This window comes from Nitratireductor rhodophyticola (assembly GCF_019891355.1).
Classification (GTDB): Bacteria; Pseudomonadota; Alphaproteobacteria; order Rhizobiales; family Rhizobiaceae; genus Nitratireductor; species Nitratireductor rhodophyticola.
Genome location: NZ_JAHSSF010000001.1, coordinates 945,605 through 971,150, shown reverse-complemented (window position 1 = coordinate 971,150; position 25,546 = coordinate 945,605). Strand labels below are relative to the sequence as shown.

The window sequence follows — 25,546 nt, the reverse complement described above, 5'->3', positions numbered from 1 at the left end:
AATCATGTGGAACGCCTTGTGCGGACGTTCGACATGTTGGATGCACAAAAACGAAAAACGTTCGCGGCTGACTGAATTTTTCAGGAGTCGGGACGCAGGAGCCGCGTCGTCATTGTGGGCCGCGCTTTGCCATCCATCGCTGCTCCAGCGCGATCATCCCCCAAAGCAGACCAAGCAGGAGATAGAAATGGCGCCAGTGATCGGTGTCGATCACCGTGCCGAGCGCCACATGGCCAACGAAGACGATGTAGACGCAGATCAGATAGGGCTGCCAGGGACGGCGGCGGAAGAGGATGCGGAAACCTGCCGCGAGCGACCACAGGATCAGCGTCAGATAGGCCGCGAAACCCAGCCAGGAATAATCGAGCAGCGTCTTCAGCCAGATATTGTGCGTGTCCTCACCGAGAATCTGGCCGAACTGCAGGGGGCCGATGCCGAGCGGATGTTCTGTGGCCCAGCCGAAACCGATGCCGAAACGTGCGAAGCGGCCAAGGCGGGCACTGTCGTAATCCTGCACGAGCTGAGCGCGCTGGGTGAAGAGTTCCGATACGGCGGGAATCTGAAGCGCGAGAATGAGGGCAAGCGCAATGCCGGCAACCGCCAGAAGCGCGGTGACGGCGATGCGCAGCCGCGCGGTGGCAGTTCCGGCATTGAGAAAGACGACAAGCACCAGAAGGCTCGAGGTCAAGACGAGGAGGCCCCACGCGCCGCGCGAAAAGGAAAAGAAGATGCCACCCGTAACGATGAGAAGGAGCGGCGCGGCAAGAAAGGCAATGCCCGGCCGCGCCGTCAGGATCAGGTAGAGAAGGTAGATCGCCGGTAGTGTCAGGAACGGACCAAACACGTTCGGGTCTTCGAAAACGCCGGCGGCGCGCCCGAATTTGGTGAACATCGCAGCGCCCGGAAAGGCGTTGAAGTAACCGAGAATTCCAAACAGCGCCGTGATCGCGGCGGCGGCCACCCAGGCGCGGAAAACAACCGAAAGCAGCTCGGCCTCCGCCTCGACGATCGCGGCGAAGAACACGGATGTGAGCGCCAGAAACAGAGAGACCGCGATATAGAGCGGGATCGTGCCGAGATCGGCCAGCTGCGAGAGCGAAATGAGACCGCCGATATTGAAGGCGATGAGCAGCGCCAGAAGCGGTGCGACACGCCGCGATATCCTGAGGCCCGCCAGCGCCCAGACGGCGATGAGACCGACCATGTAGAGCTCATAGGGGGCCGGTTCGCGAATGACGAAGCCGGACAGAAAAACGCCAAGACCGATCGCCGCCAGCTTCATGAGTGAAACCAGCTTGGCGTCAACGGCGGCGCGGGGCAGGCCCGGCGGCGGTCTATCGTAGGCGAGCAGGCTCAATAGGCGTTTTCCGTGTTGAACAGGCTGATCGGCGTCAGGAACAGGATCTTGAGATCGAGCCAGAGCGACCAGTTCTCGATGTAGTAGAGATCGTATTCCGTGCGTTTGCGGATTTTTTCGTCCGTGTCGATCTCGCCGCGCCAGCCATTGATCTGCGCCCAGCCGGTGACGCCCGGCTTGACCTTGTGACGGGCGAAGTAACCGTCGACGACTTCTTCATAGAGACGATTGTGGGTTTGCGCCGTCACCGCATGCGGCCGTGGACCGACAAGGGAGAGGCTGCCAAACAGCGCGTTGAAGAACTGCGGCAGCTCATCAATGGAGGTCTTGCGGATGATGCGGCCGACACGCGTGACGCGCGGGTCGTTCTTGGTGACTGCCGCCTTAGCGGTCGGGTCGCATTGCTCGACATACATGGAACGGAACTTCAGGACTTCGATCGGTTCGTTGTTGAAGCCGTGCCGCAACTGCTTGAAGAGCACGGGTCCCCTGCTGTCGAGCTTGATGGCGATGGCCGTCGCAAGCATGATCGGTGAAAAGACGATGATGCCGATCAGGCTGAAGAGGATGTCAAAACCCCGCTTGGCAACCGAATCCCAATCGTTGATGGGCCGGTCGAAAATGTCGAGCATCGGCACCGAGCCGATATAGGAATAGGCGCGGGGCCGGAAGCGCAGATGGTTGGCATGCGCCGACAGCCGAATGTCGACCGGCAGCACCCAGAGCTTCGAGAGGAGCGATAGAACACGCTTTTCAGCCGAGATCGGAAGGGCGACGATCAGCATGTCGATACGGGCGATGCGGGTGAACTCCACCAGCTCGGTGATGGTGCCGAGCTTGGGATAACCGGCGATGACGGGTGGCGAGCGCAGGTCGTCGCGGTCGTCGAACAGACCGCAGATGCGAATGTCGTTGTAGGGTTGCTGTTCGATCGAGCGGATGAGCTGTTCGGCATTGGAACCGCCACCGACGATGACCGCGCGGCGCTCGATCGTGCCATTGCGAGCCCAGCGGCGCAGGAGCTGCGACATGGTGATGCGCAGCACAAGAAGGGCTCCAAACCCGCACACGAACCAGGAACCGAGCCAGAAGCGCGAGAAACTGTCGGAAATCTTCAGGAAGAAGCCCGTCAGGGCCAGGGCCGCGAATGTGGCCATCCACGCAACCAGCACCCGCCCCATGGACCCGGTGGGATTGCGCAGCGCGCGCATCTGATAGCAGCTGGTGAACTCGCAAAGCACCACCATGAGGACCGAGCCGCCGCCGATGACGGTCATGTAGTGCCAGAAGAGAACCGGCGAAAGGCCGACATAAAGCGTGTAGAGAACGAAGCCGCTCAAAAGCAGCATGGAGAATTCCACCAGACGCATGACGCCGAGAACCATGACCGGCGACATGGTTTCGCGCTTGTATTGCTGTGCGACCTGCCAGGCGATGGGATTGAGCCTGCTGTGCTCGTCTCCCGCCTTCAGCATGCCCGGCTTTCGCGGTGCCCTCGACGTCTGGAGCCGTTTCGGGTCGATCTGGTTCATGAACGGCAATGCCCCCTGACTTTTGCGACCGCAACATAAGTGGGAGGGGGCTAAGATTCTGTTTCAGGCAACGGATTGCCGGAAATGCTCGTTTTCTTGCTTAACGATTTGCTTTCAGGCTGGCCCGGTAGGCAGTCTCTATGGCTGTGGCCATGACGTTCGCGCCGAAGCGCATACGAAGATCATCGAGTGACGGCATGATCGCGTGAAAGGCTGTTTGATCGGACAATGCCAGATGCATTTTTGCGGCAATGGCTTCGCAGTCCGGCTGCGTGAGGGCAGGGGAATCCTCGCCGAATATCTCTGGAATTCCGCCCACCGAACTGGCGATCAGCGTGCGGCCTGCCGCCAGTGCCTCCAGCACGATATAGGGCATGGCCTCGGCGCGCGAGGGGACCACCATGATTCGTGCCAGTGAAAACGCATCGCGGGCGGGCATGGCCGGCAGGAAGCGGATGCGGTCGCCAAATCCAAGATCCTGCGCCTGGCGCCTGTAGCGCCCGAGATCGTCGCCGTCTCCAACCATGACGGCGGAGAGACTGCGATCAAGCGATTTCTCCGCCAGTGCCAGCGCATCGATGAAGAGGTCGGGACCTTTCAGGTCGCGCATCATGCCGATGTAGAGGAAATCTGCCGCGCCCGGCATTGTCCGGACCGGGGTGAATTCGTCAGCGGTCAGGCCGTTATAGACGAGCGTGAAGGGCGCGCGCGGTACGCCGACCTTTTGCTCGAATGTGCGCCGCTCGTAGTCCGAAACGAACAGGATGTGATCGGTCAGGCGATCCATCATGCGCTCGATCGAGAAGAAGAAGCGACCGGTGGCGGTCTCGGCGGCGTAATGCAGGCTGCCGCCGTGGGGGGAATAGATGCGTGCGGGCTTCTGGCCGGACAATCGCATCAGGGTGCCGAAGACGCGTGCGTAGACGCCGCCCTTGGCGCCGTGACCGTGAAGGACGTCGGGGCGCATCCCGCGTACGACGCCATAGGCGCGCCGCGCAGCGGTCAGATCGCCAAGTCCTATATGACGCTGCATGGGCGTCCGCTTCACCCCCAGCGAAAGACGCGGTTCCAGTTCCGCGATGAGGTTCGCCTCATACGTCCCGCCCGTGGTGGAATCGCAGATAATGCCGACCTCGTGCCCGGCGGCACGCTGCGCATCGCACAAATCGCGAACATGGCGAAAAATTCCGCCAACGGGAGAGCGAAAACAGTGGACGATCCTCAGTTTTTCGCCGGTTGGCAAGGCCTCGGCCCTTATTGGAGGATGTGCTTCAGAACAGGCGTTCGCGGACATAGACCGTGTCACCGGGAAGCAGCGGATCGGACGTAACGACACGACCGGTCATGACCTTGCCGTTGATATCGCGTGTTATGTCGACATTGTTCTGGTTGGCGCGCGGGCTGAAACCGCCGGCGGCGGCCACGGCCTTTTGAACCGTCATGCCTGGCACATAGGAATACTGCCCGGGTGCTCCGACCTCACCCATCACGAAGACAGGGCGGTAGCGGTCGATCTCCACGGTTACATCCGGATCGCGCAGATAGCCTTGCCTCAGCATGCCGGCAATCGACTGCTCAACCTGTTTTGAGGTCTTGCCGCGGGCAGGAACCGAGCCGATCAGCGGAAATGCGATGTATCCGGCCTGGTCGACGCTATAGGTGTTGGTCAGGTTGTCCTGATCGAAAACGGTGACACGCAGCGAATCTCCGGCATCGAGCACATAGGGCTGGTAAAGCGCTTCGTGAAATGCCGCCGGCGCCGGGCGGTATCCCGAACAGCCCGCAGCAAGGACGAAAGCTGCCAGCACTGGCAGGAGTTTGGCTGTTTTCATCATGACCGACTGCAAACCTCTGACGTCACCCAGTCCCGCCCGTGATCTGTCTGCGACATCTTCACGAAAGCAGGCACCATGCTCGTTTTATCCATCCGTTAGGGTTAATGTCGGGTAAAGCTGCGCCTTATACCCCCATAACGCGCATGCTTTTTCAATCTAGCGGGTGGCGCGAAGCTTTAACCGGCTGGTTACTATGCCCGTTTACCTTGGCGCCGAGCAGATTGGGAGCCAACTGGATGAACAGCGATCAGATCGCGCATGGTGACGTGGATGTCGACCTGGGCCGGCTTTTTGCCAGCGTCCGGCAAAAATGGCCACGCATTCTCTTCGCCGCGCTCGTCATCACGGGACTGGTTTTTGCAGTTACCTATACGGTGACGCCTCAATATCGCGCCCAGACACGGCTGCTGATCGAGACACGCGAATCCATCTACACCCGCCCGCAGGGCGTGAATGATGGCGACCGACCTATCCTCGACGGGGAGGGAGTGGCAAGCCAGGTCGAGCTGATCACCTCCACCGAAATTCTCACGCGCGTGGCCGAGGACTACAATCTTGCCAATCGCGGCGAGTTTGCCGGTGACGGTGGTTCCCTTCTGTCCGGTCTGCTTGAGATGGCCGGCCTCAAGAGTGCTCCGGTTGAAGGAACGGCGGAAGAAAAGGTTCTGCGCGCGTTCCGCGAGCGCCTGACCGTCTACCGTGTGGAGAATTCGCGCGTCATCGTCATCGAGTTTTCGTCGGAAGATCCCAAGCTCGCGGCTGAAATTCCAAATGCCGTGGCCGACGCATATGTGGCGGTGCAGAGCGATGCAAAGCTCCAGTCGAACACCAGTGCGACCCAGTGGCTCGAGCCGGAAATCCAGGATCTGCGCGAGCGCGTGAAGGAAGCCGAAGCGCGTGTCGCCGAATACCGGGCGCAGTCCGACCTTCTGCTTGGCCAGAACAACACCGTCTTGGCCACACAGCAGCTTGCCGAACTGTCGAGCGAGCTTTCCCGCACCCGGGCGAACCGGTCTGCGGCGACGGCACAGGCCGCTTCGGTTCGCAGTGCGCTTCAAAGCGGCGCTTCGGTGGAAACGCTGCCCGAAGTCATGGCGTCGCCGCTCATCCAGCGCCTGCGCGAAAGACAGGTGGAGCTCAATGCACAGATTGCCGATCTCTCCACGACGCTGCTCGGCAATCATCCGCGCATTCGCGCGCTGCGGTCCCAGCTTGCCGATCTCGATGCGCAGATCCGGAGTGAAGCGAACAAGGTGCTTGCCGGGTTCGAGGCCGAGGCAGCGACGGCTGAGCGGCGTGAGGAAGAACTGAACGCAGAACTCAACCGCCTCAAAGCCGCATCCGCGGTTGCCGAAGAAGAACAGGTGGAGCTAAGGGCTCTGGAACGCGAAGCGGCCGCCCAGCGCGAACTGCTCGAATCCTATCTGACGCGCTATCGTGAGGCCGCGTCGCGCAGCGACCGGAATTACCTGCCGGCGGACGTGCGCATCTTCTCGCGCGCCATCACGCCGAGCGAACCCTATTTTCCAAAAATCGTGCCGATCACGGTGGCGGCCTTTGTCGCGTCGCTTCTCATCATGGCCGTCATGACGCTCCTGCAGGAGCTTTTCAGCGGCCGGGCCATGCGCCCGACAGCCGGTGTCCCGGCTCAGGTCCCCGCGACGGCGCGAATGCCGCGCGCAGAACCACGGATGGAGGTCCATGCCGACGGGCCGGAACTCACGGATCTGGATGCCGAAAGGGCGCACATACCGATCTTTCCCGAGCGACCGGACGTGCGGCAGGAGCCCGTGAAACGGGCGCGCTATGGCGAGATCGACATTGAACAGGCGTCGGAACGGCTGGTGGCGGGAGGCGCAGGCCGCGCCCTGTTCATCTCGCCGGAGGGCGACGAAGCGGCGGCGGCCTCGGTTCTGGTGGCGCGGGACGTGGCCGATTCCGGCCTGCGCGTTCTGCTGCTCGACCTCACCGCTTCCGGCGCTGCGTCGCTGCCGATGCTCGAAAGCGTCGCCTATGCCGGTATTACAAACCTTCTCGCCTCGGAAGCGCAGTTTGCCGATGTGATCCACACGGACCTCTTTTCCGAGTGCCACATCATTCCGGTCGGAACGGCCGATCCGAAGCGCGCCATGCGGGCGGCTGACCGGCTGCCGATCATCATGGAATCCCTGTCGGCCGCCTATGATGTGGTGATTGTCGAGTGTGGTCCATCGGATGCCCGGGATATCCGGCGCCTCCTGTCGTCCGACACCGAGGTTCTGGTGAGCATGGTCGATCCGGAGGAGGGGGACATGGCGGTCGAGATGCTCGACGACCTGCGTGAAAGCGGCGTCGATGCCCCGATCCTCGTTTCACCGGCTGGCCACCGCATGCCGCCGGCCCCGCCCGGCCGCGACGCGGCCTGATCTTAGTGACGCGACGCGGCCTGATTTTGGTGACGCGACGCGGCCTGAGCCCGGTTCAGCCGCGCAGCGGCGTCAGCCGGCGCCGGACCGCTTTCGCAATTGCCCAGAGCCTGGGGTTGTTGTTGATCAGGCGCTTGGCGCGGGCGATGCCGCCGCGGGCCAGGGCAAGGGCGCGGCCTTTCGCCGTCAGGGGCACGAACGTGTCGAACTGGATGGTTTCCAGGTCGCACCAAAGCCGTTTGTAATATTCGTCGCCAACGCTGAAATCGTAGATCTTCAGCCCCTGTGAGCAGGCGCTCTCGATGTTTTCGTAAAACAGAAAGCGGCCCGGACTCGCTTCGCTCAGCTCATCGTCGGCAAACGAGCTGAACTCGCAGATCAGGCGTGCGCCAACGCGACTCGACCCGGTCACGGCGCGGAGCCTGCCGGCCACCTCCAGCCCGTGAAGCACAAAGCCCGGGTTCTGCATCTCCGCCGCATCGCCAAAGAGCGTACGAAAAGAGGCTTTTACGCGGTCAGGCGCGAAAACGTCCTGAACGCCCATCAGCGCGAAGCGGTGCGCCTTCATTTCAAAGAAGGCGTCCAGCATCGCCTCGGCCTCGGCACGTGAGCCTGCCAGACGGCGCTCATAGCCGCCCGCCGCCTCGAGCTTGCGCGCCTGCGAGCGATGCTGCTTGCGCTTCCGCTTTCCGCTGGAGCGTTCGAGAACCGCGTCGAAGCCGCCTTCGAGGTCGACGGCGAGCGAGACGTTGGGGCTGTCGCCGTGGGGCCAGCCAGAGAGCGGGTTGGTCTGATCTCCGCAGTTGCGTACCTGCCGCTCGAGCACCAGCAGGTCGATATCCGGCCGGGCATGACGGATAGCGTCGACCAGCATTTGAAGGTGTGAGCCGGGCAACCCGTCGCGAACCCTGCGGTTCAGTGCCGGGAAATTGCCATTGGCGTGGCGGTCGCCGATGAAGCGGGCAACGCCAAAGCGGCCCTGTCGGGCAACTTCGAGCGCCAGGCTCATCAGGTGGCCATCCCCGTCGCAAAGCCGGGCGATGATAGGAGGGTGCGGTGCATGCTTCGCCCAGGCCGCCACCCAATCGGGGCTTTGAGCAGGCATGAAGCGGGCATCGCTGCAGTCTTCGCGATAGCGCTGCAGCGTTACGGCGTCGGCGTCGCAGACCTCAATGCCGAGGCCTTCCTCAGCGTTACCGCCGGTGGCAGACACCCTTACTGGCTGCTTTGCAAACGTCATCTTTCATCGCAGTCGTCAAAGCCGCCTCTCTGGCAGCGTTGCTTCTGAATACCGACAAAAGGTGAAAGAAAGATCGACGGATCAGGCGCCGCCCTCGGGTTTGCCGATCATCCAGCGGATGATGAACATCGCCGGGATGATCCACAGAAGGCCGGACAGGAAGAAATAGGCAAGGTGAACCAGCGGGCCGGATTCGGCCAGTTGCGCCACGGCGATCGCGGTCGAGAGGATGGCGTAGACGGCCACAAGCGCGACGAGCGCGACCATGCCGATGAATTTTCGAAGACGTACGGGCATGAAAAACACCTTTCGCGCGCTTCATAAAACGCTCGGAGACGCGATGCAATCGCAGGCCCCACGCAGCGCGACGGCTTGTCGCGCAAAGGCCGGTTCGGCTTGCAAGTCAGGTGGCTTTGGTTCACCAACGGTCAACTTCCAAAATGACGATGGCTGACGCTGTGGATATGACCGCTTCCAGTGCTGCAAGGGTAGACGTCTCGCAGGAGACACTTTTGCGCAACCGCAAATTCGTGCGCTTCTGGCTTTATTTCGTGCTTTTGACCCTGTTTGCGCTGGTGATCGTCGGCGGGGCGACCCGGTTGACGGAATCGGGCCTTTCCATCACCGAATGGAAGCCGATCCATGGCGTTATCCCGCCGCTGAGCGAGGCCGAATGGCAGGAGGAACTGGAGAAATACCGCCAGATTCCCGAATATCAGCAGATCAACAAGGGCATGAGCCTCGATGATTTCAAGACCATCTTCTGGTGGGAGTGGGCGCATCGGCTGCTGGCGCGCGGTGTTGGCTTCGTTTTTGCGCTGCCGCTTGCCTTTTTCTGGTTGACGGGGCGGCTCGAAAGCAGCCTGAAGCCGAAGCTTCTTGGCATTCTGGCGCTGGGTGGCCTGCAGGGTGCGGTCGGCTGGTGGATGGTCGCCTCCGGTCTGGTCGACCGGGTCGATGTGAGCCAGTACCGGCTTGCAACGCATCTCACCATTGCCTGCCTGATCTTCGCCGCGACCGCGCTCGTCGCGCGTGGCCTCGCGCCACACTCGGCGGGAAGGGCGGACGAGGGCATACGCCGCTTCGCCGGCTGGATGGTGGTGGCGGTGCTGTTCCAGATCTATCTTGGCGGCCTTGTTGCCGGTCTGCGTGCGGGCATGACCTACAACACCTGGCCGTTGATGGACGGTGCGCTGGTGCCCGGAGGTCTCTTCGCGCAGACGCCGGCCCTGATCAATTTCTTCGAGAACCCGAAGATGGTGCAGTTCGTGCACAGGCTGGGTGCCTATGCGCTGCTCGTTCTGGCGCTCTGGCAGATGGTGTTCGCGATCCGCCGCGCGCCGGGGACGACACATGCGCGCCGCACGATCCTCTTTGCGGTTCTGGTTCTGGCGCAGGCGGCCATCGGCATCGTGACACTCATCATGGTCGTGCCGATCGATGTTGCGTTGACCCATCAGGGCGTGGCGCTCGTCGTGCTCTTCTTCGCCTGTGCGCATTGGCGGGCAACCAAGGGGCCTTATCCTCTGCCTGAAGCGCCACGGCGCCGGCGCGACGAGGACGAGGTCTACGCCGCCGTGTGACCTCCGCAGCCTGGCCAAAGAAAAAGGCGCGTCCGTCGGGGCGCGCCTTCATTTTTTGCCATGAGCCGAAGCTTAAAGTCCTTCCAGCATCAGATCCATGTTCTGCACGGCCGCGCCCGAAGCGCCCTTGCCTAGATTGTCGTAGACGGCGACGAGCAGCGCCTGCGCGCGGGCGTCGTTGGCAAAGACGTGCAGCGTCATCGTGTTGGTGTCGTTGTGGATCTCGGGATCGATATCCGCCGTGCGTTCGATTGACGCGAGCGGGGCAACCTTCACCACACCGCTCTCAATCGCGCCGTAATGGTCGGCAAGTGCTGTGTGGAGTTCCGCGCCCGGGGGCACGCGGTCGAGATGGCCGAGCTGCAGGGGCAGGGCGGTCAGCATGCCCTGCGCAAAATTGCCCACTGCCGGCTGCATCAGCGGCACACCGGCAAGCTTGGCATAGGTCTGCAGTTCGGGCAGATGTTTGTGGTTGAGCGTCAGCCCATAGGGCATGAAGCTCGGCGCATCGACGCCCTTGGCCTCATAATCTTCGATCATGGTACGGCCACCACCCGAATAGCCCGAAATGCCGTTGACAGTGACAGGCAGGTCGGCCGGCAGCAGGCCGGCACCGATCAGCGGACGCAGGAAGGCGATGGAGCCCTGCGGCCAGCAACCGGGATTGGCAACACGTTTGGCATTGCGGATCGCAGCGCTTTGAGCCTTGTCCATCTCGGCAAAGCCATAGACCCAGCCCTCGGCGACGCGATGGGCCGTGGAGGCATCGATAACGCGCGTTGTGTCATTCTCGATCAGCGAGACGCTTTCGCGTGCGGCGTCGTCCGGCAGGCATAAAATGGCGATGTCGGCGGCGTTGAGGAATTCCGCCCGCGCTGCCGGATCCTTGCGCTTCTCGGCGGGGATGGAGATCACTTCGATGTCGCGGCGTTCGGCCAGACGTGCCCTGATCTGCAGGCCGGTGGTGCCGTGTTCGCCGTCGATGAAGATTTTCGCCGTCATGATGTCAGTCCTGAAAAAGAGTCGTATTTCAACTGGTTACACACGCGTTCGGAATCAACCCGTAAAGCGCCTGAATCGATGCTTCAGCTCTTATCGTCGCTTTTTCGCCGCGAGAAGGCCGAGATAGTGCATGGCGATGGTCGCCCCCGCGATGGCTGTCACATCCGCGTGGTCATAGGCAGGAGCCACCTCAACAATATCCGCGCCAACAATCTCCAGCGCGCCGAGCTGGCGCAGCACTGAAAGCATCTTCGCGCTGGATGGGCCGCCGGCCACCGGCGTTCCGGTGCCCGGCGCGAAGGCCGGGTCGAGGCAGTCAATGTCGAAGGTGACATAGGCGGGGCGATGGCCGACGCGTGCGAGAATGGCTTCGGCGATTTCGCCGGCCTTCATTTCTTCCACGTCATAGCCATGCAGGATGGCGATGCCGCAATCCTCCGGCGCGTGGGTGCGAATGCCGACCTGGATGGATGCCGCCGGATCGATCACGCCGTCGCGCACCGCGCGCCCGACAAATGAACCATGATCGATCCGCCTGCCATCGTCGTGCCATGTGTCCTGATGCGCATCGAACTGGACGAGGGCGAGGGGCCCGTGCTTTGCCGCATGCGCTTTCAAAAGCGGCCAGGTGACGAAGTGATCACCGCCGAGTGAGAGAAGGAATGCGCCGGATTTGAGAATTTTCGCAGCTTCCCGCTCGATCGTCGCCGGCGTCTTCTGATGATTGCCGTAATCGAGCAGGCAGTCGCCATAGTCGATGACGGACATCGTCTCGAACAGATCTGCGCCAAACGGATATTGAGGATCGTTGTCGAAGATCGCCGAGGCACGGCGGATCGCCTGCGGGCCGAAGCGTGCACCGGGCCGGTTGGATACCGCGGCGTCGAACGGGATGCCCCAGATCACGGCATCCGCGCCCTTGAGCGATTTGGTGAATTTGCGGCGCATGAAGGAGAGCGCCCCCGCATAGGTGGGGTCGCTGGCTGCACCCGTCAGCGTGCGGGCGGTGAAAGCGTGGTCGATCGAGGTCGACGGCATGGGCTCCTCCTGTGGCGACCCAAATGGGTAGGGTCAAGCCAGAATCTGCGCAAGAAAAAAGCGGACCCGAAGGCCCGCTTTTCGTATCCGGCAGTTCTGGAAGCTTAGCGCTTGGAGAACTGGAACGAGCGGCGAGCCTTTGCCCGGCCATACTTCTTGCGCTCGACCACGCGGCTATCGCGGGTCAGGAAGCCACCCTTCTTGAGCACACCGCGCAGCGCCGGCTCGTAATGGGTCAGGGCCTTGGAGATACCGTGACGAACGGCACCGGCCTGGCCGGACAGACCGCCGCCGACGACGGTTGCGACGATGTCGTACTGACCGTTGCGGTCGGCAGCGACGATCGGCTGCTGCAGGATCATCTGCAGAACCGGGCGTGCGAAATATGCCTGGAACTCCTTGCCGTTGACGGTGATCTTGCCGGAGCCCGGCTTGACCCACACGCGGGCAATGGCGTTCTTGCGCTTGCCGGTGGCGTAAGCGCGGCCCTGGGCGTCCAGCTTCTGCACATGCACCGGAGCTTCCTGCTCGGCGGTCTGCGCAGCGGTTGCCGCACCCAGCTCTTCGAGGGAATTGATTTCGGCCATTACTGGGCCCTCACATTCTTCTTGCTCATGGCGGCGACGTCGAGCGTCTCCGGGTTCTGGGCGGCGTGCGGATGCTCGGCGCCGGCGTAGACGCGCAGATTTTTCATCTGGCGGCGGCCAAGCGGACCGCGCGGGATCATGCGCTCAACGGCCTTCTCCAGCAGACGCTCAGGGAACCGCCCCTCGAGCAGCTGGCGCGCGGTGCGCTCCTTGATGCCGCCGGGATGGCCCGTGTGCCAGTAGTATTTCTTGTCGGTGTATTTCTTGCCGGTCAGCACAACCTTGTCGGCATTGATGATGATGACGTTGTCGCCATCGTCGACATGCGGGGTGAAGGTGGGCTTGTGCTTGCCGCGGAGACGGTTTGCGACGATGGAAGCGAGACGGCCGACGACAACGCCTTCGGCGTCGATCAGAATCCACTTCTTCGTCACTTCCGCAGGCTTCTGCGAAAAGGTTTTCATGGGTCTTTTTCCACTTTCATGAACCCGGCCCGGAGGCTGGGCGTTTCTTGTTGCTTGCGTTTGCGACTGTCTCGCCCATGGGGCAACGACCAGTCCAAACCGATACAGCACCACATTTGAGCTGCAGCGCTGGTTACCTATAGGGGAGCGGGAGGGGCGTCAAGTGCAATGTTTTGGATCGTGTTGCAAAAACATCAATAAAAACAACACGTTCAAATTACGGTATCCAGGTACCGCTATAAATCGGCGCTGTTTGCCGCATTTCTGAGGCAAAACGGCTCACTCGGCGGGCGGGATGGAGTAGGTGCCGGTGGCGTGAGCGACGATCTCGCCTGTATCGCCTGCCACCAGTTCGGCCTCGAAAACCATCAGCCGTCGGCCGAGTTTCAGAATGCGGCAATGGCCGTCCACCGTGCCGGGGCCGGCCTTGCGCATGAAGTTTATGTTGAGGTTGGTGGTCACGGCGAGCGCCTTGCGGCCGATATGGGAGAGCGCGCACACATAGCCGCCGATATCGGCCAGCGCGAAGAGTGATGGGCCGGAAACCGTGTCGCCGGGACGCAGATGCCGGAACCCGGCCTCAAGCCGCACCGTACAGCCACCCGGAGAGACATTGAGCGCGCGATAATCGGGAACCTCACCGCTGCAGGCCTGCGGAAACACGTCGCGCAGATAGAGATTGACCTCCTCGGCGTCCATCACCGGCTGAAACGTGCTCGATCCGCTTCGGGCATCCATAAACACTGTCCTCCCATTCTTTTCCGGCTTTTCTGGCTGGCGCTTTGCAACGGCGGCCGGCAAATGAGAGAATTGCCGGATTGCGGCAACAACACAAGCGGCACTAAGGTGATGACGCATCTGACCCAGGGAGGAAGACCATGGCCGACACGGCTGCAGTTCAGGAGACGATAGAGGCACCGGTCGCGGTGAGCGAGGCGGACGGGATCCTGCAGCTGACGCTTGCGAGCCCGCCTGCCAACGCGCTGTCGATTGCCATGATGGAGGCGCTGAAGGGCGCTCTCGAACGCGTCCGCGACGACGACGCGGTGCGTGTCATCGTTCTGCGCTCCGAAGGCAAGGTGTTTTGCGCGGGTCATGACCTGAAGGAGCTGACGGCGCATCGGGCCGACGCGGACCGGGGCAGGGAGTTCTTTGAAGAAACGATGCGTCTCTGCTCCAGCTTGATGCAGACCATCGTGCGTCATCCCAAGCCGGTGATTGCCGAGGTGAGCGGGGTCGCCACCGCCGCTGGCTGCCAGCTCGTCGCCTCCTGCGATCTGGCGGTCGCAGGCGAGACGGCGCGGTTTGCCACGCCCGGCGTCAATATCGGCCTTTTCTGTTCGACGCCGATGGTGGCGCTGTCGCGGAATGTTTCGCGCAAACACGCCATGGAAATGTTGCTGACGGGAGAGATGATCGATGCGCAGACCGCGCTTACGTTCGGTCTCGTCAACCGCGTGGTGCCACAGGGTATCTTGAATCAAACTGCGATGAACTTCGCACAAACCATTGCTTCCAAATCACCTTTGACGCTCAAGATCGGCAAGGAAGCGTTTTACGCACAGGCCGAAATGGCGCTGTCGCAGGCCTATGACTACACGGTCCGGGTGATGGTGGAGAACATGATGGCGCGGGACGCGGAAGAAGGCATCGGTGCCTTCATCGAGAAGCGTGCGCCTGAATGGCAGGGCAAATGAGACGTGCAGGCTGCGGGCGGTAGAAGAGCCGCCCGCAGCGGACACCGCCCCCACCAGGTCTCAATCATTGTTCCAGCATATGTGCAGGGGGCAGGCATCGGTATCGAGGGTGGGGACGCGGCGGATCTTCAGTGTATTGAAGGCCGCGGGGCATTCATTGAGGTTCGCGACGAACCGGTCATAGCGCTGGATGGAACCGCCATTGCCCGATGGATAGCGAAGGATGATGGATCCGTGTTCCCTGATGGCTGCCTGGATCTGTTGGCAGGACTGACCGGCCGCCCATGCGCTGTTGTTTGGAGACAGCAAGGCCATACAGACGATTATGACCAACGACTTGTGCATAGCTTCCCTTTCTGAGCATCGTTACAAGACCGCGCCTCTCCGATCGAAATCGGCGTCCGGAGAGGCGCGGCGGGAAGTAGTGCCGCAGGTCAATTGGAGACAAAAGCGGATATAAACATAAATAAATAAAGGATTTTTTCTATTCCTGAATATATCAATTCAGCGTGCATCAGAGGCTGGCCCGAATGCGCAATTCCGTCATATGCGATGCCGCAGCAGATCAGTTCGAGAACACCCAGGGGCGCCGGAAAAGCCGCTCCCTTATCTCCGGCTTGCAACGCAGGACCGGACAGTGGGCGCGGTCTGCGGTGGGAATGGTGTCGCGCGCGCCGATATGGCCGACGGGGCAAAGTTGCTCGTTCGCCACATAGCGGTCATAGCGCGGAAGGCTGGGGTTGTTGCGCGACTGGTAGCGCATGATCGCAGCGCCCTCGGAGCCGATCCTCGCTTGCACCTCGGCGCAGCTCATGGCAGTTGAGGTGTAACGGGATATGGCTTCGGCCGGGCTGGAGATGACGATCGCTCCGAAGGCCAGTGCTGCATATCTCAACATGTTCGACCCCTCTGATTATCCGCGGCTGTGCTGATCGGAAACCTTATCATGAACTGCGTTTGCGCCGACAATGAGGTTGGCCGTGATTTTCAGGGCCGGCGCAGGCGACCATGCTGCCAGTGGCACCGCGCGGCGCGGCTGGTGGTCTGACACCAAAGATTCCGGGAGCAACGATGAATCACGACAAGTACGACGACGCCTACATCTCCAGTATTTTGAACACGGTGAAGACCGTCGCCATTGTCGGCGCGTCGGCCAATGAGGTGCGCCCGAGTTTTTTCGTGACGAAATATCTGATCGACAAGGGCTATACGGTGTTTCCCGTCAACCCGGGGCAGGCGGGTGGGGAGATCGCCGGCCGCCCGGTCGTGGCCCGGCTCGCCGATCTGCCGGAGCCGGTCGACATGGTCGACATCTTCCGTCCCTCCGCAGCCATTCCTGGCGTGACGGATGAAATCCTGGCGATGGACCCGCTCCCCGGGGTTGTGTGGATGCAGCTTACCGTGCGCGACGACGCCTCGGCCGTCAGGCTGGAGGAAAAGGGTATCAGGGTGGTCATGGACCGCTGTCCGAAGATCGAATATGCGCGGCTTTCACGCGAAATAGGCTGGAACGGTGTCAACAGCCGGGTCATTTCCTCGAAAAAGCCCATCATGCGCAAAGGTTTTCAGAGTTTCGGCATTCGTCAGCGCTGATTTTTCAGGCGCGTGCGGCCGGCAGGGACAAAACGCCTTTTCCTGTGAGGGCGCGCTCTGTATTGATGCCCCACCGAATATTTGTTTATGGAGGAATAGTCATGAGTGAGCGTACGCCCGGTTTCGACACGCTGGCGGTGCATGCAGGAGCCCAGCCCGACCCGGCGACAGGCGCACGCGCCACGCCGATCTACCAGACCACCTCCTATGTCTTCGACGATGCGGACCATGCCGCCTCGCTGTTCGGCCTCAAGGCATTCGGCAATATCTACACCCGCATCATGAACCCGACCCAGGCTGTGCTTGAAGAGCGCGTCGCGGCCCTTGAGGGCGGCACGGCGGCACTCGCAACAGCGTCGGGCCATGCCGCACAGCTTCTGACGTTCCACACGATCATGAAGCCGGGTGCGAATTTCATCGCGGCCAAAAAGCTTTATGGCGGTTCGATCAACCAGTTCGGCCATGCCTTCAAGAATTTCGACTGGCATGTGCGCTGGGCCGATCCGGAGGATCTCGACAGTTTCGAAAGCCAGATCGACGACGATACACAGGCGATCTTCGTCGAAAGCCTCGCCAATCCCGGCGGAACTTTTGTCGATCTGGAGAAGATCGGCGACATTGCTCGCAGGCACGGCCTGCCTTTCATCGTCGACAACACGATGGCCTCGCCTTATCTGCTGCGCCCCATTGAGCATGGCGCAGACATTGTCCTGCACTCGCTGACCAAGTTCATGGGCGGCCACGGCAATTCCGTCGGCGGTGTTCTGGTCGATGGCGGCACGTTCGACTGGTCGAAGTCGGGCAAATATCCGATGCTGTCCGAGCCGCGCCCCGAATATGGCGGCATGGTGCTGCACGAGACCTTCGGCAATTTTGCCTTTGCGATTGCTGCCCGTGTGCTTGGCCTGCGCGATTTCGGCCCGGCTATCTCGCCCTTCAATGCATTTCAGATTCTCACCGGCATCGAGACACTGGCGCTCCGCATGCAGCGCCACAGCGACAATGCGCTCAAGGTGGCCGAATGGCTGAAGGGGCACGACAAGGTGTCCTGGGTTTCCTATCCGGGCCTGCCCGGCGATCCCAATCACGGCCTTATGAAAAAATATTCGCCCAAGGGGGCGGGTGCTGTCTTCACGTTCGGCCTGAAAGACGGTTTCGATGCCGGCGTGAAAGTGGTGGAGAGCGTGGAGCTCTTCTCGCATCTGGCCAATATCGGCGACACGAAATCCCTGATCATTCATCCGGCGTCTACCACGCATCGCCAGCTTTCCGACGAGCAGAAGGCTGCTGCTGGTGCAGGCGTCGATGTGATCCGCCTGTCGATCGGTATCGAGGACGTGGAAGACATCATCGCCGATCTGGAGCAGGCGCTGGGCCAGATCTGATCGGGCTAGCTTCTCGAAAATTGGAGCGGCGCGGGCTTTCGGTCTGCGCCGTTTTATTTTTGCGGGATGGGCAGGGGCCCCTCCGTCTTCACGGTGCGCATGGAAAAGTTTGAACGAATGTCCTCCACCATCGGCAGTTCCAGGAGGACGTTGCTCAGAAGAACCTCGTAGGCGGCCAGATCCGGCACCACGATTTCAGCAATGAAATCCGGTGCGCCGGACACCATGTGGCAGGCCACCACCTCGGGGATGGCTTCAAGGGCTTTCTGGAGCCCGTCAGCGTTCGCCCGGTTGTGGCGGTTGACCTTGATCTCGGTGAAAACGGTGAGGCCGAGCGATACGGTACGGCGATTGATGATGGCGCGGTAGCCACGGATCACGCCCTCGCGCTCCAGCCGTTTCACGCGCCTCAGACACGGCGAGGGCGAGAGGCCCACAAAGTCTGCAAGTTCGACATTTGTCAAACGCCCGTCCGCCTGCAGCGCGCTCAGAATTCTCAGATCGATAGAATCCAGTGATATTGGCATGTGCAAGCCATTTTGATTTCCCTGTTGGCAGCTTATGCCAAATTAGAGCGCTAAAGAAGACTATTTCGCAAGGACATGCGTGGCCTGTCGGAGCCAATATACGCGCACTTCAGGAGTACTACCCATGTCCACGCAGCTTTGGCTCACCTTCATCCTGGCTTCATTGCCTGTGCATTTTTCTCCCGGGCCCAACAATATTCTCGCCCTCTCGCGGGCCATTCGAATGGGCTATTGGACGGGCCATCTGGGTTCGATCGGCCGCTATCCGGCCTATCTGCTTATCTTCCTTGCTGCAGGACTGGGCCTTGGCGCCGTGTTGAACACCTCACCTCTTTTGTTCACGCTCATCAAATGGTGCGGCGCTTTTTACCTTGCCTATATGGGGTATCGACTGATCCGCTCGGCGCTCGAGATCTCGTCGCCGACGCGCGCGGTTGAAAGCGGAAAAATTCTCGGCCTGATGCGACGGGAGTTCATCGTCGCGATCATGAACCCGAAAGCCGTGATCTTTGCTACTGCCTTCTACGCGCAGTTCGTCACGCCGGGCCAGCCGGGCTTCGCCGTTTTGTTTGCCTCGATGGTGGTGGTTTCGCTGACACTCGAATGGATTGCTGCCGGCTGCTATTGCCTCTTCGGAGCCAGCCTGGGGCGCGCGGCAAATGGAAAGGGAATTCTGTCCTGGGTCACCCGTGGGCTGGGGGCAGTGCTGATTGGCTTCAGTGTATTGCTTGCAGCAACATAGTGCACGGTCTCATGGAGCGCAGAGCCGTACCCGCTCATTCCCCCACAGGGCTCATCAACCACACTTCTGGTTCGGGGGAGGCGCCTGCGCGCCCATTCGGCATTGAGTTGGAGAGAGACAGGCTTCGTTTGCGCCTGCAGCTGGAGCGCGGGCATCCTGGCTGGCGGCGCCATGTGCATCTATCGCCATTCGAAATGAGATAAACGACACCCACCGACCATCTTGATAAGCGCTTGCTCTTGCGTCAGGGGAAGGGGGCATCCTATCTATCCCGTTGAACCAAACGATTCTGCCGCTTTGCGCGCGCCAGATTTGCGGCGTGCGACTTCCAACCGAAAGGTATTTTCATGCCGAATCCCGTCGATACCGCCATGAATCTGGTGCCCATGGTCGTCGAACAGACGAACCGGGGTGAACGGGCTTACGACATCTTCTCGCGTCTTCTCAAAGAGCGCATCATCTTCATCACCGGCCCGATCGAGGATGGCATGGCCTCGCTGGTGTGCGCGCAGCTTCTTTTTCTTGAGGCCGAGAACCCCAAGAAAGAGATCGCGCTCTACATCAACTCGCCGGGTGGTGTGGTGACCTCGGGCATGGCCATTTACGACACGATGCAGTTCATCCAGCCCCCGGTCTCCACGCTCTGCATCGGTCAGGCCGCGTCGATGGGCTCGCTGCTTCTTTGTGCGGGCCACAAGGACATGCGCCTTGCAACGCCCAATGCGCGCATCATGGTGCACCAGCCTTCCGGTGGCTTCCAGGGGCAGGCGTCCGATATCGAACGCCACGCGCAGGACATCATCAAGCTGAAACGCCGCCTGAACGAAGTCTACGTGAAACACACGGGGCAGGATTACGAGACGATCGAGAAGACGCTCGACCGCGATCACTTCATGACCTCGGACGAGGCGCTGGCTTTCGGCCTGATCGACAAGGTGGTCAGTTCGCGCGACGCGACCGAGAAAGCCTCTGATTCCTGATTCCCGATCAGGCTTTCATCAACGGACGGCCCGGCCTGGTGCCGGGCGGCACGCGTTTCGCCCGCATTTGCGGTCGATTGCGTCAATTCTGTCACATTTTTGTGTTTGCAGCCGGTGTGTGAACGCCTACGTTAAGCCTATATTGAGTTTCCGAAGCCAAGGTCTGGACAGGGGCTCGGTATGGTTGCCGCGTTTTCGGATTTGTGTTTCGTTTCGAAGACAGAGCGTGGACCGCCTGGGGGCTATTCCGTCTTCGGGTGCCATGACCGCCCGGCAGGTACGGGGCGACATGCCGGTGGGTAGTGAAAGGACGTAAGACATGAGCAAGGCCAGCAACGGCAGCGGGGACTCCAAGAACACGCTGTACTGCTCCTTCTGCGGCAAGAGCCAGCACGAAGTCCGCAAACTGATTGCGGGACCGACTGTCTTCATCTGCGATGAGTGCGTTGAACTGTGCATGGACATCATCCGCGAGGAAAACAAATCCTCGATGGTGAAGTCGCGCGAGGGCGTGCCCACACCGCAGGAAATCATCGAAGTGCTCGACGATTATGTGATCGGCCAGGGCCATGCCAAGCGCGTGCTGTCCGTGGCGGTCCACAATCACTACAAGCGCCTTGCCCACGCCTCGAAGAATGCGGATGTGGAACTGGCCAAATCGAACATCCTGCTGATTGGCCCGACGGGCTGCGGCAAGACATTGCTGGCGCAGACGCTGGCCCGCATCATCGACGTGCCCTTCACCATGGCCGATGCGACGACGCTTACCGAAGCCGGCTATGTGGGCGAGGATGTCGAGAACATCATTCTCAAGCTGCTGCAGTCAGCCGACTACAATGTCGAGCGTGCGCAGCGCGGCATCGTCTATATCGACGAGATCGACAAGATTTCGCGCAAGTCCGACAACCCGTCCATCACGCGTGACGTGTCGGGCGAGGGTGTGCAGCAGGCGCTTCTGAAGATCATGGAAGGCACGGTTGCTTCCGTCCCGCCGCAGGGCGGACGCAAGCACCCCCAGCAGGAGTTCCTGCAGGTGGACACGGCCAACATCCTCTTCATCTGCGGCGGCGCATTTGCCGGTCTCGACAGGATCATCTCCGACCGTGGCCGCAAGACGTCCATTGGCTTTGGCGCGACAGTGGCATCGCCGGAGGATCGCCCGACGGGCGAACTGTTCCGCCAGGTTGAGCCGGAGGATCTTCTGAAATTCGGTCTTATCCCCGAATTCGTTGGTCGTCTCCCGGTGCTGGCGACGCTGGAAGACCTGGACGAGGCCGCTCTTGTGCAGATCCTGAGCGAACCGAAGAACGCCCTGGTCAAGCAGTATCAGCGTCTGTTCGACATGGAGAATGTGGAACTCACCTTCCATGAAAACGCGCTTGCCGCGATTGCCCGCAAGGCGATCGAGCGCAAGACGGGTGCCCGCGGTCTGCGTTCGATCATGGAGGCGATCCTGCTCGACACCATGTTCGAGCTGCCGGCGCTGGAAGGCGTTCAGGAAGTTGTGATCTCCGACGAGGTCGTCGCCGGCAATGCCCGCCCGCTCTACATTTATGCAGAGCGCGAGCAGGAAAAGGGCAACGCCAGCGCCTGACGAATCACTTTCTTCTGTAAGTGTTTGTGTTCATGTGTGCGTCACCGGGGCCCCGCTCCGGTGACGTTCGCGTTTTGCGGTGTTGATAACCACCAGACCGCCCCAATCGGGATGGCCAGAGGCTGCAGGCTGTGTGTCCGGTCAACGCATCCTGCCTAAGCCCTTGATCTTCTCGGTTCATGTCTCCAACTAAGGGAGGAGCAAAGGTGGGGTGGTTTCCATTCACGCATCGCGCAACAATGCGGTTGCTTCTGGTGGATAACGCTCTGGCCGGATAGACTGAAGCCCGCGACTGGCTCTTGAGCGGTCGCGGTTTGAAAAGGCTGAAACATGACTGATACCCCCAAGACCGCTGGTGGCGCTCCTTATCCCGTATTGCCCCTGCGCGATATCGTGGTGTTCCCGCACATGATCGTTCCGCTCTTCGTCGGCCGCGACAAGTCGATCAAGGCGCTGGAAGAGGTGATGGGTGCCGAGCGGCAGATCCTGCTGGCCACGCAAATGAACGCTGCGGATGATGATCCGGAGCCGAGTGGCATTTACGACGTCGGTACGCTTGCCAATGTGCTGCAGCTTCTGAAATTGCCCGACGGCACGGTCAAGGTGCTTGTCGAAGGCACCTCGCGTGCGCGCATCTCTGAGTTCACCGACCGTGAGGAGTTTCACGAGGCCACGGCCGATCTTCTTCCCGAGCCGGAAGAGGACCAGGTGGAGATCGAGGCGCTGGCGCGCTCCGTTGTCTCCGACTTCGAGAACTACGTAAAGCTCAACAAAAAGATTTCGCCCGAGGTGGTCGGTGCTGCGAACCAGATCGAGGATTACTCGAAGCTGGCAGACACGGTTGCCTCGCATCTGGCCATCAAGATTCCCGAAAAGCAGGAAATGCTTGCCACGCTCTCCGTGCGTGAGCGGCTTGAAAAGGCCATGGGCTTCATGGAAGCCGAGATTTCCGTGCTGCAGGTGGAAAAGCGTATCCGCTCGCGCGTCAAGCGCCAGATGGAGAAGACCCAGCGCGAGTACTATCTGAATGAGCAGATGAAGGCCATTCAGAAGGAGCTCGGCGAGGGCGAGGACGGCCGCAACGAGGCGGCGGAACTGGAAGAGCGCATCAACAAGACCAAGCTCTCCAAGGAAGCGCGCGAAAAGGCCGAAGCCGAGTTGAAGAAGCTCAAGACCATGTCGCCCATGTCGGCCGAGGCCACGGTGGTCCGCAACTATCTCGACTGGCTGCTTTCCCTTCCGTGGAAGAAACCAAGCAAGATCAAGAACGACCTCGAGTTCGCCGAGAACGTGCTCGATACGGATCACTTCGGCCTTGAGAAGGTCAAGGAGCGTATTGTCGAGTATCTGGCCGTCCAGAGCCGTCAGAAGAAGCTGAAGGGCCCGATCCTGTGCCTCGTCGGACCGCCCGGCGTCGGCAAGACCTCGCTCGCCAAGTCCATCGCCAAGGCCACCGGACGCGAATATGTCCGCATGGCGCTCGGCGGCGTGCGCGACGAGGCCGAAATCCGCGGTCACCGGCGCACCTATATCGGCTCGATGCCCGGCAAGGTCGTCCAGTCGATGAAGAAGGCAAAGAAGTCCAATCCGCTCTTCCTGCTCGACGAGATCGACAAGATGGGCATGGATTTCCGCGGCGATCCGTCATCGGCCCTGCTTGAGGTTCTCGATCCCGAGCAGAATTCGACCTTCATGGATCACTATCTCGAGGTGGAATATGACCTGTCGAGCGTGATGTTCGTCACCACGGCCAACACGCTGAACATTCCGCCGGCGCTGATGGACCGCATGGAGATCATCCGCATCGCCGGCTACACCGAGGATGAGAAGGTGGAGATCGCCAGGCGGCACCTCCTGCCCAAGGCCGTGCGCGAGCATGCGCTCGAGGCGCACGAATTCTCCGTGACCGACGGCGCACTGCAGCAGATCATCCGCACTTACACACGCGAGGCGGGTGTCCGTAACCTCGAGCGTGAGCTGATGAAGCTCGCCCGCAAGGCGGTGACGGAAATCCTGCGCAATGCCAAGAAGGACGGCGGCAAGGACAAGGTCGAAGTGACCGAGGACAACCTGTCGGACTATCTGGGCGTGCAGCGCTTCCGCTTCGGTCAGGCCGAGGGCGAGGATCAGGTGGGTGTCGTGACCGGCCTCGCCTGGACCGAGGTCGGCGGCGAGCTACTCACCATCGAAGGTGTGATGATGCCCGGCAAGGGCAAGATGACCGTCACCGGCAATCTGCGCGACGTGATGAAGGAATCGATTTCGGCAGCGGCATCCTATGTCCGCTCGCGCGCCGTCGATTTCGGCATCGAGCCGCCCGTCTTCGACAAGAAGGACATTCACGTGCACGTGCCGGAAGGCGCTACGCCCAAGGATGGCCCTTCGGCAGGCGTTGCCATGGCGACCTCCATCGTGTCGATCATGACCGGCATCCCGGTGCGCAAGGACATCGCCATGACCGGCGAGATCACCCTGCGCGGTCGCGTGCTGCCCATCGGCGGATTGAAGGAAAAGCTCCTTGCTGCATTGCGTGGTGGCATCAAGAAGGTGTTGATCCCCGAAGAGAACGCAAAGGACCTGGCCGATATTCCAGAGAACGTGAAGAACGGTCTCGAGATCGTTCCGGTCAGCCGCGTTGGGGAAGTGCTCGAACATGCGCTCACCCGCACGCCCGAACCGATTGACTGGGTTGAGCCCGTGGAGCCGGCGAAGGTGGCAGCCGGTGAGGGCGAGGGGCAGACGATCGCCCATTAGATCGCCCTGCGTCCGTCCGGACGCACAAAGGACGATCCAAACTATGGATGGAGCATCGGAATAGCCCGAGAACCGGATTCCACTTTTCGGTCCGATGCTCCAAGGCCTTCCCGCAAAGCTGGTTCGGCAGGTGCGCTGAACCGGTGCAGCGCAAGGGATCGCCCATTTTAAGACCGCTTTTTCGGCAAAACTGTCAAAAGCCGGGCTTCGCGCCCGGCTTTTCTGTCGAAAACCGCAGAAAACATGGGTTTTCGAGGGGGGATGAAGCATTTCGTGCTTGGTGGCGGCAAATGTTCTCCCTAGACTGCCTCGAGCCGAGTGAGTCGCATCACTTGGTCCTTATCAGGAAGGGGTAATTACATGAACAAGAACGAGCTCGTATCCGCAGTCGCAGAAGAGGCAGGCCTCTCGAAAAGCGATGCCCAGTCCGCGGTCGATGCGGTTTTTGCCGTCATCGAAGGCGAACTCAAGAAGGGCGGGGACGTGCGCCTCGTCGGCTTCGGCAACTTCTCCGTTTCGCGGCGTGAGGCCTCCACGGGCCGCAACCCGCAGACCGGCGCCACGGTTCAGATCCCGGCCCGCAACGTGCCGAAGTTCTCGGCCGGCAAGGGCCTGAAGGACGCAGTCAACAGCTGATTGCGCCCTTGAAGGAATGCAAGAAAAGCCGGGTTTCGACCCGGCTTTTCTTTTGGCCGTACGGCTTCCCGTTTTTTTTGAGTGCGATCAGGGCGCGCGCAGGCTCATATGCAGTAGCGGATATGGGCGGCCGTCGCCATCGCGCGGGGAACGTCCCGTCACCGCGAAGCCCATCCTCTGATAAAAGCCGAGCGCCTGCTCGTTCTGCTCGTTGACATCGAGTGTGAGCCGCCTTCCGGCGACCTGACGGGCATGGGCAATAAGTTGCGCGCCGAGGCCTTTCCCGCGCGCATCGGGGTCGACAAACAGGCTGTCGACATGCGTTGCCGTCAAACCCATGAATGCGAGGGGAGAATCGCGCCCGTCCACAGCCACCCAGAGACTGGCCTCCGGTAGATAAGTGCCGGCAACATCGGCTTCGATTGCGCGGAAATCCGATTCGGATAGAAAATCATGAGTGGCGCGAACCGACCGCCGCCAGATCTCCATCAGGTCGACGAGATCATCTTTCCGGGCCTTGCGAATCTCGGGCACGTAACGCGCTCCCTGAGGAAGGAAATGATGGCCTGGAGCAGGGCGAAATCGGAGAGCCGAT

At 61.0% G+C, this 25,546-nt stretch carries 25 protein-coding genes; 10 read left to right on the top strand and 15 right to left on the bottom strand.

Translation table 11 applies throughout. The features are described from left to right. Positions 1-109: 109 nt before the first annotated feature. The 4 genes from KUG85_RS04585 to KUG85_RS04570 all read right to left on the bottom strand — a co-directional run bounded on the left by KUG85_RS04585 (position 110) and on the right by KUG85_RS04570 (position 4,724). Complete coding sequence (locus KUG85_RS04585; RefSeq protein ID WP_223004281.1) at positions 110-1,357, bottom strand: O-antigen ligase family protein; 1,248 nt, start codon at positions 1,355-1,357, stop codon at positions 110-112. Then, positions 1,354-2,889, bottom strand: coding sequence for an undecaprenyl-phosphate glucose phosphotransferase (locus tag KUG85_RS04580; protein ID WP_223004280.1), 1,536 nt, complete (start codon positions 2,887-2,889; stop codon positions 1,354-1,356). The genes KUG85_RS04585 and KUG85_RS04580 overlap by 4 nt, the downstream gene beginning before the upstream one ends. Positions 2,890-2,989: 100 nt before the next feature. Continuing rightward, positions 2,990-4,114 (bottom strand): glycosyltransferase family 4 protein, encoded by a 1,125-nt coding sequence (locus KUG85_RS04575; protein ID WP_223004505.1) that lies wholly within the window; start codon positions 4,112-4,114, stop codon positions 2,990-2,992. A 46-nt stretch (positions 4,115-4,160) separates the two neighbouring features. Further along, positions 4,161-4,724, bottom strand: coding sequence for a polysaccharide biosynthesis/export family protein (locus KUG85_RS04570; RefSeq protein WP_007007931.1), 564 nt, complete (start codon positions 4,722-4,724; stop codon positions 4,161-4,163). Between the two features lie 236 nt (positions 4,725-4,960). On the opposite strand from KUG85_RS04570, the gene KUG85_RS04565 reads away from it, so the two are divergent. Beyond that, on the top strand, positions 4,961-7,129 hold the full coding sequence (locus KUG85_RS04565; protein WP_223004279.1) for a GumC family protein: 2,169 nt from the start codon (positions 4,961-4,963) through the stop codon (positions 7,127-7,129). Between the two features lie 55 nt (positions 7,130-7,184). Here KUG85_RS04565 and KUG85_RS04560 read toward each other — a convergent pair whose 3' ends face one another. Further along, positions 7,185-8,369, bottom strand: a complete 1,185-nt coding sequence (locus tag KUG85_RS04560; RefSeq protein WP_223004278.1) for a GNAT family N-acetyltransferase — start codon at positions 8,367-8,369, stop codon at positions 7,185-7,187. A gap of 81 nt (positions 8,370-8,450) precedes the next feature. Next, positions 8,451-8,666: a DUF2842 domain-containing protein gene (locus tag KUG85_RS04555; RefSeq protein WP_007007928.1), complete on the bottom strand. Its 216-nt coding sequence runs from the start codon at positions 8,664-8,666 to the stop codon at positions 8,451-8,453. 167 nt (positions 8,667-8,833) lie between these two features. Here KUG85_RS04555 and KUG85_RS04550 point away from each other — a divergent pair, with 167 nt between their 5' ends. Further along, positions 8,834-9,952, top strand: a complete 1,119-nt coding sequence (locus tag KUG85_RS04550; RefSeq protein ID WP_223004504.1) for a COX15/CtaA family protein — start codon at positions 8,834-8,836, stop codon at positions 9,950-9,952. Positions 9,953-10,024: 72 nt separating this feature from the next. Here KUG85_RS04550 and argC read toward each other — a convergent pair whose 3' ends face one another. The 5 genes from argC to KUG85_RS04525 all read right to left on the bottom strand — a co-directional run bounded on the left by argC (position 10,025) and on the right by KUG85_RS04525 (position 13,781). Further along, the gene (gene argC / locus KUG85_RS04545; protein ID WP_223004277.1) at positions 10,025-10,954 is read right to left on the bottom strand and encodes an N-acetyl-gamma-glutamyl-phosphate reductase; all 930 of its coding nucleotides are present in this window, start codon (positions 10,952-10,954) and stop codon (positions 10,025-10,027) included. Positions 10,955-11,044: 90 nt separating this feature from the next. Beyond that, positions 11,045-11,992 carry an agmatinase gene (speB, locus tag KUG85_RS04540; protein ID WP_223004276.1) on the bottom strand — a complete coding sequence of 316 codons (948 nt, stop codon included), beginning with the start codon at positions 11,990-11,992 and terminating at the stop codon, positions 11,045-11,047. 104 nt (positions 11,993-12,096) lie between these two features. After that, positions 12,097-12,579 (bottom strand): 30S ribosomal protein S9, encoded by a 483-nt coding sequence (gene rpsI, locus KUG85_RS04535; RefSeq protein WP_007007924.1) that lies wholly within the window; start codon positions 12,577-12,579, stop codon positions 12,097-12,099. Next, complete coding sequence (gene rplM, locus KUG85_RS04530) at positions 12,579-13,043, bottom strand: 50S ribosomal protein L13 (RefSeq protein WP_007007923.1); 465 nt, start codon at positions 13,041-13,043, stop codon at positions 12,579-12,581. The genes rpsI and rplM overlap by 1 nt, the downstream gene beginning before the upstream one ends. A gap of 279 nt (positions 13,044-13,322) precedes the next feature. Then, entirely contained in the window at positions 13,323-13,781 is a 459-nt protein-coding gene (locus tag KUG85_RS04525; protein ID WP_223004275.1) for a PaaI family thioesterase, read from the bottom strand. Between the two features lie 140 nt (positions 13,782-13,921). Here KUG85_RS04525 and KUG85_RS04520 point away from each other — a divergent pair, with 140 nt between their 5' ends. After that, complete coding sequence (locus KUG85_RS04520) at positions 13,922-14,740, top strand: enoyl-CoA hydratase (RefSeq protein ID WP_223004274.1); 819 nt, start codon at positions 13,922-13,924, stop codon at positions 14,738-14,740. A gap of 60 nt (positions 14,741-14,800) precedes the next feature. Here the strand turns inward: KUG85_RS04520 and KUG85_RS04515 are convergent, their stop codons facing one another. Then, entirely contained in the window at positions 14,801-15,085 is a 285-nt protein-coding gene (locus KUG85_RS04515) for a hypothetical protein (protein ID WP_141686058.1), read from the bottom strand. Between the two features lie 220 nt (positions 15,086-15,305). Further along, entirely contained in the window at positions 15,306-15,638 is a 333-nt protein-coding gene (locus KUG85_RS04510; RefSeq protein WP_065817686.1) for a hypothetical protein, read from the bottom strand. A gap of 173 nt (positions 15,639-15,811) precedes the next feature. On the opposite strand from KUG85_RS04510, the gene KUG85_RS04505 reads away from it, so the two are divergent. Beyond that, the gene (locus KUG85_RS04505) at positions 15,812-16,333 is read left to right on the top strand and encodes a CoA-binding protein (protein ID WP_065817685.1); all 522 of its coding nucleotides are present in this window, start codon (positions 15,812-15,814) and stop codon (positions 16,331-16,333) included. Between the two features lie 101 nt (positions 16,334-16,434). Further along, positions 16,435-17,718 (top strand): O-acetylhomoserine aminocarboxypropyltransferase, encoded by a 1,284-nt coding sequence (locus KUG85_RS04500; RefSeq protein ID WP_223004273.1) that lies wholly within the window; start codon positions 16,435-16,437, stop codon positions 17,716-17,718. Positions 17,719-17,771: 53 nt separating this feature from the next. Here KUG85_RS04500 and KUG85_RS04495 read toward each other — a convergent pair whose 3' ends face one another. Then, positions 17,772-18,245 (bottom strand): Lrp/AsnC family transcriptional regulator, encoded by a 474-nt coding sequence (locus tag KUG85_RS04495; RefSeq protein WP_223004272.1) that lies wholly within the window; start codon positions 18,243-18,245, stop codon positions 17,772-17,774. A gap of 124 nt (positions 18,246-18,369) precedes the next feature. Here KUG85_RS04495 and KUG85_RS04490 point away from each other — a divergent pair, with 124 nt between their 5' ends. From KUG85_RS04490 to hupB, 5 genes are all read left to right on the top strand, one after another. Then, positions 18,370-18,987: a LysE family translocator gene (locus KUG85_RS04490; protein WP_223004271.1), complete on the top strand. Its 618-nt coding sequence runs from the start codon at positions 18,370-18,372 to the stop codon at positions 18,985-18,987. Positions 18,988-19,334: 347 nt separating this feature from the next. Continuing rightward, positions 19,335-19,967: an ATP-dependent Clp protease proteolytic subunit gene (locus tag KUG85_RS04485; RefSeq protein WP_065817681.1), complete on the top strand. Its 633-nt coding sequence runs from the start codon at positions 19,335-19,337 to the stop codon at positions 19,965-19,967. A gap of 319 nt (positions 19,968-20,286) precedes the next feature. Further along, on the top strand, positions 20,287-21,561 hold the full coding sequence (gene clpX, locus KUG85_RS04480) for an ATP-dependent Clp protease ATP-binding subunit ClpX (RefSeq protein WP_007007913.1): 1,275 nt from the start codon (positions 20,287-20,289) through the stop codon (positions 21,559-21,561). A 330-nt stretch (positions 21,562-21,891) separates the two neighbouring features. Beyond that, positions 21,892-24,315, top strand: coding sequence for an endopeptidase La (lon, locus tag KUG85_RS04475; RefSeq protein ID WP_223004270.1), 2,424 nt, complete (start codon positions 21,892-21,894; stop codon positions 24,313-24,315). 360 nt (positions 24,316-24,675) lie between these two features. Next, on the top strand, positions 24,676-24,951 hold the full coding sequence (gene hupB / locus KUG85_RS04470) for a DNA-binding protein HupB (protein ID WP_007007911.1): 276 nt from the start codon (positions 24,676-24,678) through the stop codon (positions 24,949-24,951). An 87-nt stretch (positions 24,952-25,038) separates the two neighbouring features. On the opposite strand, the gene KUG85_RS04465 is transcribed toward hupB, so the two are convergent. After that, a complete protein-coding gene (locus tag KUG85_RS04465) occupies positions 25,039-25,485 on the bottom strand; it encodes an acetyltransferase (RefSeq protein ID WP_223004269.1) in 447 nt (148 codons plus the stop codon). Between the last annotated feature and the right edge of the window lie 61 nt (positions 25,486-25,546).